We start from the raw sequence: 13,241 nt of genomic DNA on the forward strand, positions 1-13,241 counted from the left end.
CCGCGGGGATCGGGGGCGGGGGCGGGGCCCGCGGGGATCGGGGGCGGGGGCGGGGCCCGCGGGGATCGGGGGCGGGGGCGGGGCCCGCGGGGATCGGGGGCGGGGCCCGCGGGGATCGGGGGCGGGGGCGGGGCCCGCGGGGATCAGCGGGGGTCGCGGCCGGACTGGTAGGGGCGTCCGCGCAGGCCACCGGAGCGGCGGTAGGACACCGAGCCGCCCCCGCTGGCCGCCGCAGGCAGGTCGGTCGGCCGGTCGAGGCCCATCGCCGTGCGGCGTACCGCCTCGCGTTGGGCGGCCAGACGGCGCTGCGCCTCCCGACGGGCCGCCGCCCGACGGGCCTGTTCGCGGCGCACCTCGGCCTGCCGGGCGGCCAGCCAGGCCGCCTCCCGGGCCCGCAGCCGCCGCTTACGGCGCTCGGCCAGCGCCCGTCGCCGCAGGTGTACGACGTACACGACGAGCAGACCGGCGGTGACCGAGAAGCTGATCCAGAAGCCGGGGCTGACCACGATCACGCCGACCAGCTCGACGAAGTTGAGCAGCAGCAGCGCGGCGAGCACCCGACGCCGCCGGTAGACGGCCGGGGTGTGGTGCCGGGGCGGCCGGCGGCGGGCCTGGCGGAGGGCGGGCGGCACGGCGCGCAGCCGGCCGGAACGGCGGGCGGACGCCAACGGGGCGGCGCGGCGGCCGGCGGCCGGCGGTGCGGAGACCGGGGCGGCGAGATTTCCGGTGGCGGCATCCTCGGCGAGGGTGACCACCAGCGCCCGGGGCTGGTTGACCGGTCGCCGGCCGGGGACAGTACGCCGCCGCCGACGGCGCTGGAGCACCCGCGCCGTCGACTGCGCCCGCTCCGCCACCAGCCGCTCGGTGGCGTCGTACCGACGAACCAGCGCCGGCGCGAGGGCGAGCAGACCGGCAGCGGCGAGGACGGCGAGGAGCACCGAGGTCGGCACCCTCACCCCTCCCGTCACCGAATTCGGGACAACCGCCGATCGACAGCAAGATCTTTCCCGTAAACCCGTCCTGGGCGCAGATCCTGCGGCCGGGCAGCGCTTGCCGCAGCTTGCAGTTACTTGAGGTTACGGGCCACCGACCGGGATGCCGACACGCCGCGCCGGATCCCATCCGTGGGACGACTCACCCGGCCTCGTGACGCATCCGGTGCCAGCGGGCCAGCAGGCCACCCTCGGCGGCCACCTCCTCGCTGGTCAGCGCGTATCCGATATGGTCCCGCCAGGCCCCGTCGATGTGCATGTAGCGCACGTGGTACGCCTCCTCACGGAAGCCCAGCTTCTCCACCACCCGCCGGGACGGCTTGTTCTCCGGCCGGATGTTCACCTCCACCCGGTGCAGTCCACCCGGGCCGAACGCGTGGTCGACCGCGAGCGCCATCGCGGTCGGGATCACCCCGCGACCGGCCACCCGGGAGTCCACCCAGTAGCCGACGTACCCGGAACAGAACGCCCGCCGGACGATGCTGCCCACGTTCAGGTGCCCGACCAGCCGCTCCTGCCCGTCCTCGCGCAGGCAGACCGCGAACGGCATCCCCTCACCGGTACGCGCCGAACGCCGCTGGTCGGCGTGCACGTACCGGAAGGCGGCCGGCGAGTTCGTCTCGTCCCAACTGCCGGGCAGGTGCGACTCCCAGGGCGCCAGCCAGGCCCGGTTCGCCCGGCGCACCGCCGACCAGGCGGTGGCGTCGTTGCGCCGGTACGGTCGCAGCACCACCGGACCGTCCATCAGCATCACCGGCCACCCCGGCACCCGCCCGAACCAGCTCACCGCGCCGACCTCCCGTCCGCGCCCGGGGCCACGGCCGACCCGCGCCGGCTCACCGCCGTCGGTCCAGCAGCAACACGTCCACGGTGGAGCCGGCCGCCGCGGTGGTGACCCGCTCACCGAGCACCATCAGCCCGTTCGCCTCGGCCAACCCGGAGAGGGTGTACGGCCCACCGCTGAGCGGCTGCACCGTGTAACCCCCGCCGCGCCGCTCGGCCACGTGCGCGGGCCGGAACTCGCGCAGCCCACCGGGCGACGAGATGGTCTCCAACAGGTGCGCCCGTACGCTCGGCCGGAACACCGGCTCCGCGCCGGCCAGCAGCTGGATCGCCGGGCGGGCCAGCACCTCGAAGCCGATCAGCGCCGCACCGGGCTCACCGGGAAGACACACCACCGGCACCTCCTCGGCCCCGACGGTACCGAACCCCAACGCCGTGCCCGGGTACAGCGCCACATCGGTGAACGTCACCGGCCCGGCCCGGCCGCCCTCCCGGCGGGACAGGATCCGCCGGACCATGTCGCCGGGGCCGGTACCGGTGCCGCCGGTGGTGATGATCAGATCGGCCCGCAGGGTCTGGTCCTCCAACAGGCCGCGCAACCCCTCCGGGTCGTCGTCGCAGATCCCCACCCGGTACGCCAACGCGCCCACCTCGGCGGCGGCGGCGGTCAACGCGTGCGAGTTGGCGTCCACCACCTGACCGGGCTGGCTGCCCCGGCCCACGTCGACGAGTTCGTCGCCGGTGGCCACGATCACCACCCGGGGGCTGGGCCGGACCACCACGTGTCCGATGCCGGTGGCGGCGAAGACGGCCACCAGTGCCGGGGCGACGTACGTGCCGGCGCGGGCGAGGACGGTGCCGGCGGGCAACTCCTCACCGGCGCGGCGGACGCCGTACCCACGCTTGGGGGTGCGGAAGATCTCCACCGCGGCCATGCCCTGGTCGGTCCACTCCACCGGCACCACCACGTCGGCGGCGATCGGCATCGGCGCACCGGCGGCCACCGAGAAGCACGAGCCGGGGGTGAGCCGGACCGGCCGCCAGCTCGCCGCGCCCAGGTCACCGACCACGTTGAGCCGTACCGCACGGCCCGGCCCGCCCGAGGGCACCGGGCCGTACCCGACGAGGTCCTCCCAGCGCGCGGCGTACCCGTCCACCGCCGCCTGGTCGAAGGCGGGGAACGAGTGCGGGGCGACGACGTCCGAGGCGAGGACGTTGCCGTATGCCTGGGTGAGGTCGAGGTCGAGCGGAGGCAGCGCGCGCAACCTGCGCAGCACGCTGCCCAGGTAGTCGGCGAGCGGCGTCAACTCGTTCGCGGCCGCCTCGGCGTCGGCCGTCGAGGTCATGTACCGGAGCCGCCCGCCGTGTCGCGTACCCCGTTGAGGATCGCCGCGGTGACAGTCTCGTCGCCGTTGTTGACGAACTCGGTCAGCCAGGCGCGGAACTCACCGCCGAGGTCCTCCCGCTCGACGGCGATCTGCACGACTGTCTGGAGGTAGCCCAGCGGCATGCCGGTGTCGTAGCGGGTGCCCCGGTAGACGATCGCGTGCACCGGCACGCCCTCGCTGCGCAGCAGCTCCATCGCGTCGGTCAGCTGGATCTCCCCGCCACTGCCCGGCTCGGTACGCCGGATCGCGTCGAAGATCCGCCCCGGCAGGACGTACCGGCCGAGGACGGCCAGGTTGCTCGGGGCGTCCTCCGGCTGGGGCTTCTCCACCATGCCGGTGACCCGCACGACCTCGCCGATGTCGGTCAGCTCGGCCTCGGCCGGCGCGACCGAGGCGATGCCGTACCGCTTGGTCTCGGCCGGGTCGACCTCGAAGAACGCCAGCACCACCCCGCCGGTGCGGGCCTGTAGCTCCAACATGGCCGGCAGCAGCGGCTCGGACGGCTTGACGAACTCGTCGCCGAGGAGCACCGCGAAGGGCTGGTCGCCGACGTGCGACTCGGCGTACCCGACGGCGTGGCCGAGACCGAGCTGCTCGGGCTGCCGGCAGGTGTAGATCTCGGCCAGCTCGCTGGGGCGCTTCACCGCGGCCAGCCGCTCGGCATCACCCTTGGCCTCCAGCCGGGCCTCCAGGTCGGGGCGACGGTCGAAGTGGTCCACCATCGACGTCTTGCCCCGACCGGTGATCAGGAGCACGTCACCGATGCCGGCCTGGGCCGCCTCCTCGACGATGTACTGGAGCACCGGCCGGTCGATCACCGGCAGCAGTTCCTTGGGCACCGCCTTGGTGGCCGGCAGGAACCGGGTGGCCAGGCCGGCGGCCGGAATGACGGCCTTGACCGCACGGGCACGACCGGTCGCGGTGGTCGATGAGGGGTTCGCTGAGTGCTCCGACATGCCGCGAGACTATCGGCCACGGCTCTGCCGCGGCGGGTGAGGACCGCAAGACGCGCCGCCCGGCTGCGTCACACCGGGAGCACCGACGGCGTGCCGACCCGTCGGCCCGTCGATCGACAGGTCGGTCGACAGGTCGTCGGCGGGAGCCCGATCGGGGGGCGGACGGTGGGCGGACGGCTCGTCGATGGAGGGCCGGTCGGTGGGCGGGCCGGCGCGGGGCAGGCCGTCGGCCGGGCTGGTCGCCCCCGACGGTACGCCGATCTCCTCGACCGCACCGTCCGCGACCGGCGTCGGTCGGTGCCGCGCGGTCGCCACCCGGTAGCCGTCGCGGCCGGCGCCCTTGGCCGCGTACAACGCCTCGTCGGCGGCGTCCAGCACCTCCGCACCGGTGCTGGCGTGATCCGGATAGACGGCGATGCCGATGGAGACCGACACCGCGATCGTGGTCAGGATGCCCGCGTGCCCGGCGACCACGACCGGGGTGTCCCGCACGGCCGCGCCCAGCCGCTCGGCGACGGTCGCCGCGCCCGGGGCGTCGGTCTCCGGCAGCAGCACCACGAACTCCTCGCCGCCCTGCCGGAAGGCCAGATCCACCTCGCGGATCTCGCCCCGGACCCGGCGGGCGAACTCGGCGAGCACGGCATCCCCGGCGGCATGCCCGTAACTGTCGTTGACGATCTTGAAGCGGTCCAGGTCGAGGACGAGAATGCTGAGCATCCGACCGAACCGGCTGGCCCGCTCCACCTCCCGGCGCAACGACTCGCGCAGGTAACGGTAGTTCCACAGCCCGGTCAACGGGTCGGTCAGCGACAACCGCTGCGCCTCCTCGTGCACCCGGACGTTCTCCACCGCCACCGCCGCGTGCCCGGCGAAGGTCCGCAGGGTCGCCAGGTCGTCGTCGTCGAACTCACCGACGCCGAGCCGGTCGTAGAGGACCAGCACGCCGACCGCCGGGTCCCGGCCGGGAGGGTCCGCACCGGCCCCACCGGGTGCGGTGAACGGCACCGCCACGTACGTCTCGCACCACGGCTCACCGGTCGGCGTCGGGCCCGGCGGGACCCGGCCCCGCTGCGGTTCACCGGTGGCGGCGACCAGACCGACCACCCCCGTACCGACCGGCACCCGCAGCTCCTCCGGCTCGGTGCCCGGCGGGCAGCGCCCGGCCAGCCCCTCGGCGCACTGCCCGACGAGCACTCCGGCGTCGTCGCGCAGCAGCACCGCCCCGGCCCGCGCCCCGGTCGCCGCGATGGCGCTGTGCAGGATCACCCGCAGGATGCGCTGCAGGTCGTGGGTGCTGGCCAGGGTGTCACCGAGCACCCCGAGATGGCCCCGCAACTGATCCCGGCTGCTGGTCAACGCGGTCACGTACCCGGCGGTCTCCCGGGTCATCCGGTTGAAGGCGGCGGCGAGCCGGCCGATCTCGTCCCGGCTGCGCACCGGCACCCGGGCGGTCAGGTCGCCCCGGGCCACCCGGTCCACCGCACCGGCCAACTCCACCAACGGCCGGGTGGTGACCCGGGCCAGTCGCCACGCGGTCAGCACGGCCAGCGCGGCGGCGAGCAGCACCGCGCCGACCAAGGCGGCCGGCAGGCCCGACGGTCGCTCACCGGCCACGGAGAGGACCAGGGGCAACGGTTGCCCGGGGGCCGGCCGGAGCCGCCGGACGTAGCGACCGTCCGGGGTCGCGGTGACCCGGTCGCCGTCGACCGCGCCGGCGGCGGCGAGCACCGCATCGCGTACCCGACCGCCCTCGGTGGTGTGGGTGATCCGGTCGGTGCCGGCGGTGTCGTCGAGGAGGGTGACCGCGACGCCGGTCGCGGCGGCCAACCGGGCCATGAACGCCGGGTCGACCACCTCGGCGGCGGCCACCGCGCCGAGCGGCGTGCCCGCCGGGTCGCGCAGGTCCACCCGGGCGCTGAGCGCCCGGACCGGTCCGCCGGTCCGGGGGCCCGCGCAGTCCTGCCACGGGGTCACCGGCCCACCCGGGGTGGCGTACGTGGTGCCGCCGGCCACGTCGGTGACCAGCACGGCGGTGGCCAGCCCTCGGCTGACCACCTGGCCGGCCGCGCCCGCCCGGGTCGCCGGGTCGGGACGCAGGGCCACCGCGTCGGCGGCCGCCCGCAACTGCTGGCAGAGCGCATCGATCGAGGTACGGACGGCGGACGCGGCCAGGCCGAGCCGTTCGGCGGACCGGCTGCGGTCCACCGCCGACAGGGTGGTGCCGACGAAGACCGCGCCGAGCAGCACCGGACCGAGCACCACCGTGAGGAAGGCTGCCGTCAACCGCCCGCGTAGCGTCAACGCTGTCCCCCCGGAAGTTCCAGGCCCGTTCCTGCGATGCTGACACAGAGCGACCAGTTCGACAGCGTTGCGTCAGGAGTGTTGCGTGCCCGATTTTTCTGATCAGGCGGAAGTCGCCCATGCGGCCAAACGCGAGACGCGCGCCGCGCTGCTCGCCCGCCGCCGGGCGCTCACCGCACCCCAGCGGGCCGCCGCTGCGACGCGCGTCCAGGCCGGGCTGACCGAGCTGGTACGCCGCCTGCGGCCGGCCACGATGACCGGGTACGTCCCGGTCGGCTCCGAGCCGGGCGGCCCCGACCTGCCCGAGGTGCTCCGGGCCGCGCTGCCGGCCGGGGCGGAGCTGCTGCTGCCCGTGCTCCGCGACGACCTCGACCTGGACTGGGCGTCGTACGCCGGTCCGGGCACCCTGGTCGCCGCCGGCCGGGGCATGCGCGAGCCGGACGGCCCCCGGCGCGGCCGGACGGCGATCGTCGGGGCCACCCTGGTGGTGGTGCCCGCGCTGGCGGTGGACCGGCGTGGTCTACGACTGGGCCGGGGTGGCGGTTCCTACGACCGGGCGCTGGCGCGGGTGCCGGCCGCCACCCTGACCGTGGCGCTGTTGCACGACGGCGAACTGCTCACCGCCCTGCCCACCCAGCCCCATGACCGTCCGGTCGCTGCGGTGCTCACCCCGTCGGACGGCCTGCGGCCGCTCCCCGTCGACCCGGATGACGATCGCCACACCCCCGCTGGACGAACCCGGGTCCGATGACGCACCATTGGCACTCGAATACGTCGAGTGCCAATCGACTGGACCAGATCCGGAGGAGAACGTGCCCACGTACCAGTACGCCTGCACCGCGTGCGGCCACCAACTCGAGGCGGTGCAGTCGTTCTCGGACGAGCCGCTGACCGAGTGCCCCGCATGCGAGGGGCGGCTGCGCAAGGTCTTCAACTCGGTCGGTGTCGTGTTCAAGGGCTCCGGCTTCTATCGCACCGACTCCCGGGCCTCGGGCACCGAGGGCAAGGGTGGCGCGGCGAAGCCGACGAAGTCGGAGGGCACCTCCTCCGGTGGGGACTCCTCGGGCTCCGGCTCGTCGTCGGGCTCAGGCGGGTCCTCGACCCCCGGCTCGTCCTCCCCCGGCTCCCCCTCTACCTCCAAGTCCGGCTCGTCAGGCTCGCCCAGCGGCGGTTCGTCCAGCCCCACCAAGTCCTCCACCACCACCTCCCCCTAATCCCGCCCCCCTCCCCCTCTCCCACCCACCTGCATTTGTTGATCAAGAGGTTTGCGTCATCCGCCGTCGGCCGGATGACGCAAATCTCTTGATCACTCCGCTGAGGGTGGGGTGGGGGTGGGTGGGTGGGTGGGTGGGTGGGTGGGTGGGTGGGGTTTTCCACAGGGAGGGTGTTGTCCACAGGGGGTGGGCGTGGGGGGTCGTGGGGTAGGGGGGTTACTGCCTAGCCTGCTGAGCGGGGGGTGCCGCCGGGGCATCCGGCGAGCGGCGGAGGGTGTCGTCATGGCGGCCGGTGGCATGAAGGGCGAAGGTTCACTGCGACCGTTCCACTGGCCGCGCCGCCCCGGTGGGGGGACCCTGCTCCGGGCGGCGTTGGTGACCGTCCTGCTGGGGCTGGCGGTGATCGTCATGGACAATCCGTCGGGCTGCCCCACCGGCGCTCCGCCGCCCGCCGTGGCCCTCGGCACCGCCGGACCTCCCACCGCCGCGTCCCACCCGGCGGGCTGTCCCACCCGCCCGACCGGGACCATGGCCGGGTCTGCCGCAGGTGGCCAGCCGGGCCACGCTCCCGGCACACCGAACGGTCGGACGGCACCGCGAGGTGCCGGCGGGACCGCTGTCCCGGGTGCAGCAGGCGGCAACCGGGCCGGTGCGGAGGAGATCGACCGGCCCGCCGGTGGGGGTGCCCCGGTCGCGCTGCCACTGCCGAGTGGCTTCGTGGGAGTGCCGGTACGCCTGGCCGAACCGGCCGCCCTCGCGGTCCTGCGCCCCGGCGCCCGGGTCGACCTTCTCGTGTCGCCTGCCGGACGCAGCGCCGGTGCGCCCGTTCTGCTGGCCGCCGACGCCCTGGTGCTCGACGTGGTGGGTGCCGGGGTCGGCGACGGCTCGTCCGCGCTCTACCTGGCGGTCCGGCCCGATCAGGCGCAGCGGTCCGTCGGGCAGCCGGAGGGCAGCCGATTCAGCGTCGTCATCCGAGGATGATCCACTCTTGTGGGCCGGGACAGCGGTATCGCGCCCACCCGGACACCGCCGCGTCGCCACCCAAGAGCGAATCTTGTCGACCTACCGCCCGCCCGCCGACGGTGGTCAACTCCAGTGCGGAGGGCGTTCGGCGAGCAACCAGTCATCGTTGCCGTCCCGGCGCTCACCCCACCCGGAGTCGGTGTCGTCGGCGGTCTGCTCGGGCAGCACCACGAAATCGTCGCTGAGGTCGACCGTGCGGTCGTCATCGCCGGGCACGCCACTGCCGACCAGGTCCTCGGTGCTCACGAGCGGCAAGACTACCCGCGGACCGCCCGCTTGCCGCGCACCACCACGTCAGCCGACTGCCGGGCCTCCCCCGGCAAGGGCCGGCCGCGTCGGGCCGCTGACGGGTCGCCGCGTTGGTAGCGTCGGACGGCGTGACGACGCCCCGCGGTGCCAGCCCCGACGATGAGTACTGGCGACGCCCACCCGCACCGCCACCCGCCCCCTCACCCACCGGACCGCCACCCCCGATGCGCCCGGCCGTCCCCACGGACGCCACCAACCCGTCGACCCCGGCGCACCCGCACACCACCACCGACGGGTCGCGCGCCTCGGACCGCCCGAACGAAACTCCCGCCGCCACCGACGCCGCACCCGCAGCCGGGACCGAGACCAGCGCCGGAACCCAGGCCGGGACCAGGGCCGAAGCCGGGACCGGGACCGAAGCCGGGGCCGGGACCGGGACCGAAGCCGGGACCGGGGCCGGGACCGAAGCCGGGACCGGGGCCGGGGTTGAGGCCGGCGCGGGAGTCGAGGGCAGGACACCGCCACAGCCCTCGCCCTGGGCCAGCCCGGTCAACGCGCCGGCACCCGGCCTGCCGTCCGGTCGGCCCTCCAGCCCTCCTGGCGGCCTGCCGTCCGCTGAGCTGTCCGGTGGGTCCGCCCCGCCGAGGGCGGGCACGTCGACCTCGGGGAGGACCCCGGCCACCCCGGCAGCGGGCACCGCCGCACCGGGGACGAGATCGGGATGGTCGGTGCCGGGCGGTTACGCCGGACCGCCGCCCACCACACCACCACCGCCGGGCTGGCGTCCCCCGGTTCACCTGGAAGCGACTCCGGCCCGCACTTTGCCGGCACAGGACATGGAGGCGATGGACGCGGCGGAGCAGCGGGCCCAGCGGGTCACCTGGAGCGTCGGCGCGGTCATCGGCATCGTGTTGCTGTTGCTGCTCTGCCTGCTCTGCTCCCGGGCACTGTTCTGACCAGCCGCCGGACGTCCAGAGGCGCACCCGCACGCCGGACGCGCCGATGCACGATCCGGTCCGTGTGCTGACCAGCCGACCGCCGCCGGCCAGCACACGGGCCGGCCGGTCAGCACAGCTAGCGGCCGGTCAGCACCGTAGGCGACCGGTCAGAACGTGTTGCTCCACACCGAGGCGGCCCCGCTGTCCCCGGTGAGATAGACGTAGACGATCGCCAACACCGACAGCACCACGATGATCGCGGTCAGCACCCAGGATGCCCACGCGGGCAGGTTCGGGGTACGCACCCGGTTGCTGGTCACCGCCAGCAGCAACAGCGCCGCCACGGCCAGCCCGAGGCTGAACCAGAGCAGCCTGTCGCCGTACTCGGAGTGCTCATGGATCTTGGCGAGCAGCTCGGGCGAGTAGCCCTTCGCCTTCAGCGCCTCCTCGAACGCCTCCCCCGACTCCGTCGCCACCCAGGCGAGGACCGGGGTGATCACGGCCAGGATGGCCACCGCCCAGTCGAGGCGCGGCCGCCAACGCGGCATCAGCCCGTACGCGCTGGCCAACAGCGCGAGCAGGGGAACGAAGACCACCACGGCATGGACCACCAGGACGTGACCTGGCAGACCGTTGATCTCCTTGAACACCGACACCTCCGAGCGTGGAATGCGGGTTGCGGCAGACAGCGTACGTCCAGCTTGCTGTCGCAGCGTCTACCCGTACGCGTACACGCGGTGGCGGACGGTCCGGTTCACCGCGATTCATCCCGGCCGCCACCTGGGCCCCGGCGGTCCCGATGCTGCCACGCCACCGGCCGACCCCGATGATCCCGACCGGGCGACCGACGGCGGCACGACGTCGGGCATGGCACTGTTGACGGGTGGACAACGACGATCTCGGCCTCTTCGGTCCCGGTTCGGTCACCTGGAAGGTGCACGACGAACCGATCCTGATCGTCGCCGGCCTGCGTTCCCTCTACCTTCAGGCCCTGCACCCCCGGGCGATGGCCGGCGTGGCCCAGAACAGCAACTACCGGTCGGACGCCTGGGGGCGGCTGGTCCGCACCGGCACGTACCTCGACACGGTCTTCTTCGGCACCACCGCCGAGGCCGAGACGGCCGGTCGGCGGCTGCGGGCCATGCACGCCCGGCTGCGCGCCACCGACCCGTTCACCGGGGAGCGGTTCCGGATCGACGAGCCGGATCTGCTGCGCTGGGTGCACGTCACCGGGGCCGAGTCGTTCGTCGGCACCGCCCGCCGGGCCGGCCTGTCGCTGACCGACGCCGAGGTGGACGGGTACTACGCCGAGCAGCGGCGGGCCGCCGCACTTGTCGGGCTGGATCCGGCCGAGGTGCCCGGCAGCGCCGCCGAGGTGGCCGACTACTACCGGGCGGTCCGGCCGGAGCTGCGGATGACGAAGGCGGCGGCCGAGACCGCCCTGTTCCTGACCGCCCCGCCGATTCCGTGGAAGCTCAGCCGACCGGCCCGGCTCGGGCTGAGCCTGGGCCCACCGCGCTGGGCGTACTTCGGGGTGGCCGGCACGGCGCTCGGGCTGCTGCCCCCGTGGGCGCTGCGGTTGTACGGCGGCCTGGGGCTGCCCACCACCGCGCTCTCCGCCGACCTGAGCGTACGGGCGCTGCGGCTCACCCTGGCGGCGCTGCCCCGCAACTGGCGGGAGAGCCCGATCCGGCAGGCGGGCAAGGACCGCGCCGCCGCCTGAACCGAGGTCTCGCCCCACCCCGCCGAGGCAGGTTCGTCACCCCCGAGCCGGGGCGGTCACCCGGGTGGCACCTGCCCCTGACGGCCCGGGACCCGGTCAGTCGACCACCGGAGTGGCGGGGCGGTCGATCGCCGACCACGGCTCACGGCCGGGCGTCTGTGCGCCCACGGGGCAGGTACGCCGGTAGTCGCACCAGCCGCAGCGGGGCCCGGCCACGGTGGGGAACGCCTCGTCCGGGTCGACGCCGTCGGTGACCGACCGCTCGGCGGCCATGATGTCCCGGGCGGTGTCCTCGGCCCGGCTGAGCTGGCGGTTCAGCGACTCGACGCTGTGGTCGTGCCCGGCGACGGTGCCGGTCGGCAGGTGGTGCAGCTCGACCCGGCGGCACGGCCGGCGGAACGTCCGCTCGGCGGCGTACGCGTAGAGGGCGAGCGCCTGGGAGCCGCGCGCGTCGTCGGCGTCCAGCCCGGTGCGGCCGGTCTTGTAGTCGACGATGACCAGCTCGGGGCCGTCCGGGCCGGGGCGGGAGTCGATCCGGTCGGCCCGCCCGTTGAAGGCCAGCACGGCGGTCTTGACGGCGACCACCCGTTCCACGCCCAGCGGGTCGTCGCCGGGGTCGAGGGTCGCGACGTACCCCTCCAGCCAGCCGAGCGCCCGCTGGTAGGCCGCCCGCTCCTGCTCGTCGTCGCGGTAGCCCTCCCGGACCCAGGTGCCCTTGAGCAGGGCCGGCAGCGCCTCGGGACGCCGACGGTCGACGGGCAGCGCATACCAGTTCTTCAGGGCGGTGTGCACGCTCGCGCCGAGCGAGTTGTGCGCCCATGGCGGCCCCTTCGGCGGGGCGGGCCGGTCCAGGTAGGCGTAGCGGTAGCGCCGGGGGCAGTCGGCGTACGCGCCGAGTTTGCTGGGTGTGCAGGTGAAGAGCCGTTCGGGCATCCCGGCGAAGCCGAGCTGTTCGGGTTGGCCGGAGCGGGGCCGGGGGGTACCGGCGGAGGAGGCTCGTCGCACCCCCCAGATCCTGCCAGCCCGGTGTGACAGCCCGGCGGCGGCACGACGGGCGGCTCAGGTCATGTTCACGTACTGGGTGACGAAGGCGGCCACCGCGTCGGCGATGAGCTGCACGGCGATGGCGGCCAGCAGCAGGCCGGCGATCCGGGTCAGCACCTCGATGCCGCCCGGTCGGAGGATCTTGACGATTCCGCCGGAGAAGCGCAGCACCACCCAGACCGCCAGCATCACCGCGACGATCGCGGCGGCGATCGCCGAGACCTGTCCGATCCCGTCGGCCTGCTGCACGAACAGCATGGTCGCCACGATCGCGCCGGGGCCGGCCAGCAGCGGGGTGCCCAGCGGCACCAGGGCGATGTTGGAGGTGGCCTGCTGGCTGGGGTCGTCGGCCTTGCCGGTGAGCAGTTCCAGCGCGACCAGGATCAGCAGCAGGCCGCCGGCCGCCTGCAACGCCGGCAGGTCGACGTGCAGGTAGGCGAGGAGGGTCTGGCCGGCGACGGCGAAGACCACGATGACGCCGAGCGCCAACGCGACCGCCTGCCAGGCGGCCCGGTTGCGGTCACGGGCCGGCAGCGGGCCGGTCAGGGCGAGGAAGATCGGCATCATGCCCGGCGGGTCGACGATGACCAGCAGGGTCACGAAGACCTCACCGAAGAGCTTGAGATCCAC

13 protein-coding genes are annotated in these 13,241 nt (G+C 74.6%); 4 read left to right on the forward strand and 9 right to left on the reverse strand.

Translation table 11 applies throughout. From position 1 onward, the window contains the following. Nucleotides 1-143 precede the first annotated feature (143 nt). The 5 genes from sepX to GA0070216_RS32070 form a co-directional block, all read right to left on the reverse strand. A complete protein-coding gene (sepX, locus tag GA0070216_RS32050; RefSeq protein ID WP_176739252.1) occupies nucleotides 144-956 on the reverse strand; it encodes a divisome protein SepX/GlpR in 813 nt (270 codons plus the stop codon). Nucleotides 957-1,134: 178 nt separating this feature from the next. Next, a complete protein-coding gene (locus GA0070216_RS32055; protein WP_091254274.1) occupies nucleotides 1,135-1,743 on the reverse strand; it encodes a GNAT family N-acetyltransferase in 609 nt (202 codons plus the stop codon). A gap of 85 nt (nucleotides 1,744-1,828) precedes the next feature. Continuing rightward, nucleotides 1,829-3,121, reverse strand: a complete 1,293-nt coding sequence (locus tag GA0070216_RS32060) for a molybdopterin molybdotransferase MoeA (RefSeq protein WP_091254152.1) — start codon at nucleotides 3,119-3,121, stop codon at nucleotides 1,829-1,831. Then, nucleotides 3,118-4,119, reverse strand: a complete 1,002-nt coding sequence (locus GA0070216_RS32065) for a UTP--glucose-1-phosphate uridylyltransferase (RefSeq protein WP_091254155.1) — start codon at nucleotides 4,117-4,119, stop codon at nucleotides 3,118-3,120. The genes GA0070216_RS32060 and GA0070216_RS32065 overlap by 4 nt, the downstream gene beginning before the upstream one ends. Before the next feature lie 9 nt (nucleotides 4,120-4,128). Next, nucleotides 4,129-6,420, reverse strand: a complete 2,292-nt coding sequence (locus GA0070216_RS32070) for a GGDEF domain-containing protein (protein WP_176739253.1) — start codon at nucleotides 6,418-6,420, stop codon at nucleotides 4,129-4,131. A gap of 85 nt (nucleotides 6,421-6,505) precedes the next feature. On the opposite strand from GA0070216_RS32070, the gene GA0070216_RS32075 reads away from it, so the two are divergent. From GA0070216_RS32075 to GA0070216_RS35940, 3 genes are all read left to right on the forward strand, one after another. Then, entirely contained in the window at nucleotides 6,506-7,171 is a 666-nt protein-coding gene (locus GA0070216_RS32075) for a 5-formyltetrahydrofolate cyclo-ligase (protein WP_091254162.1), read from the forward strand. 61 nt (nucleotides 7,172-7,232) lie between these two features. Next, nucleotides 7,233-7,634, forward strand: a complete 402-nt coding sequence (locus GA0070216_RS32080; RefSeq protein WP_091254165.1) for an FmdB family zinc ribbon protein — start codon at nucleotides 7,233-7,235, stop codon at nucleotides 7,632-7,634. A gap of 282 nt (nucleotides 7,635-7,916) precedes the next feature. After that, nucleotides 7,917-8,615, forward strand: a complete 699-nt coding sequence (locus tag GA0070216_RS35940) for a flagellar biosynthesis protein FlgA (protein ID WP_245722877.1) — start codon at nucleotides 7,917-7,919, stop codon at nucleotides 8,613-8,615. Between the two features lie 105 nt (nucleotides 8,616-8,720). Here GA0070216_RS35940 and GA0070216_RS32090 read toward each other — a convergent pair whose 3' ends face one another. Together GA0070216_RS32090 and GA0070216_RS32100 are read right to left on the reverse strand one after the other, a co-directional pair. Beyond that, complete coding sequence (locus GA0070216_RS32090) at nucleotides 8,721-8,903, reverse strand: hypothetical protein (RefSeq protein WP_091254168.1); 183 nt, start codon at nucleotides 8,901-8,903, stop codon at nucleotides 8,721-8,723. A 1,108-nt stretch (nucleotides 8,904-10,011) separates the two neighbouring features. Further along, entirely contained in the window at nucleotides 10,012-10,494 is a 483-nt protein-coding gene (locus GA0070216_RS32100) for a DUF2231 domain-containing protein (protein WP_091254172.1), read from the reverse strand. 233 nt (nucleotides 10,495-10,727) lie between these two features. Here GA0070216_RS32100 and GA0070216_RS32105 point away from each other — a divergent pair, with 233 nt between their 5' ends. Further along, entirely contained in the window at nucleotides 10,728-11,567 is an 840-nt protein-coding gene (locus tag GA0070216_RS32105) for an oxygenase MpaB family protein (protein ID WP_091254175.1), read from the forward strand. Nucleotides 11,568-11,663: 96 nt separating this feature from the next. Here GA0070216_RS32105 and GA0070216_RS32110 read toward each other — a convergent pair whose 3' ends face one another. Together GA0070216_RS32110 and GA0070216_RS32115 are read right to left on the reverse strand one after the other, a co-directional pair. Further along, complete coding sequence (locus tag GA0070216_RS32110; protein ID WP_176739255.1) at nucleotides 11,664-12,500, reverse strand: RecB family exonuclease; 837 nt, start codon at nucleotides 12,498-12,500, stop codon at nucleotides 11,664-11,666. 126 nt (nucleotides 12,501-12,626) lie between these two features. Next, nucleotides 12,627-13,241 (reverse strand): MarC family protein, encoded by a 615-nt coding sequence (locus GA0070216_RS32115; protein WP_091254181.1) that lies wholly within the window; start codon nucleotides 13,239-13,241, stop codon nucleotides 12,627-12,629.

The organism is Micromonospora matsumotoense (genome assembly GCF_900091525.1).
Taxonomy (GTDB): domain Bacteria; phylum Actinomycetota; class Actinomycetes; order Mycobacteriales; family Micromonosporaceae; genus Micromonospora; species Micromonospora matsumotoensis.

Coding starts and splice junctions, on each gene's coding strand:
- GA0070216_RS32055 (WP_091254274.1), bottom strand. CDS start 1,743: ATGCTGATGGACGGTCCGGTGGTGCTGCGACCGTACCGGCGCAACGAC.
- GA0070216_RS32060 (WP_091254152.1), bottom strand. CDS start 3,121: ATGACCTCGACGGCCGACGCCGAGGCGGCCGCGAACGAGTTGACGCCG.
- GA0070216_RS32065 (WP_091254155.1), bottom strand. CDS start 4,119: ATGTCGGAGCACTCAGCGAACCCCTCATCGACCACCGCGACCGGTCGT.
- GA0070216_RS35940 (WP_245722877.1), top strand. CDS start 7,917: ATGGCGGCCGGTGGCATGAAGGGCGAAGGTTCACTGCGACCGTTCCAC.
- GA0070216_RS32110 (WP_176739255.1), bottom strand. CDS start 12,500: ATGCCCGAACGGCTCTTCACCTGCACACCCAGCAAACTCGGCGCGTAC.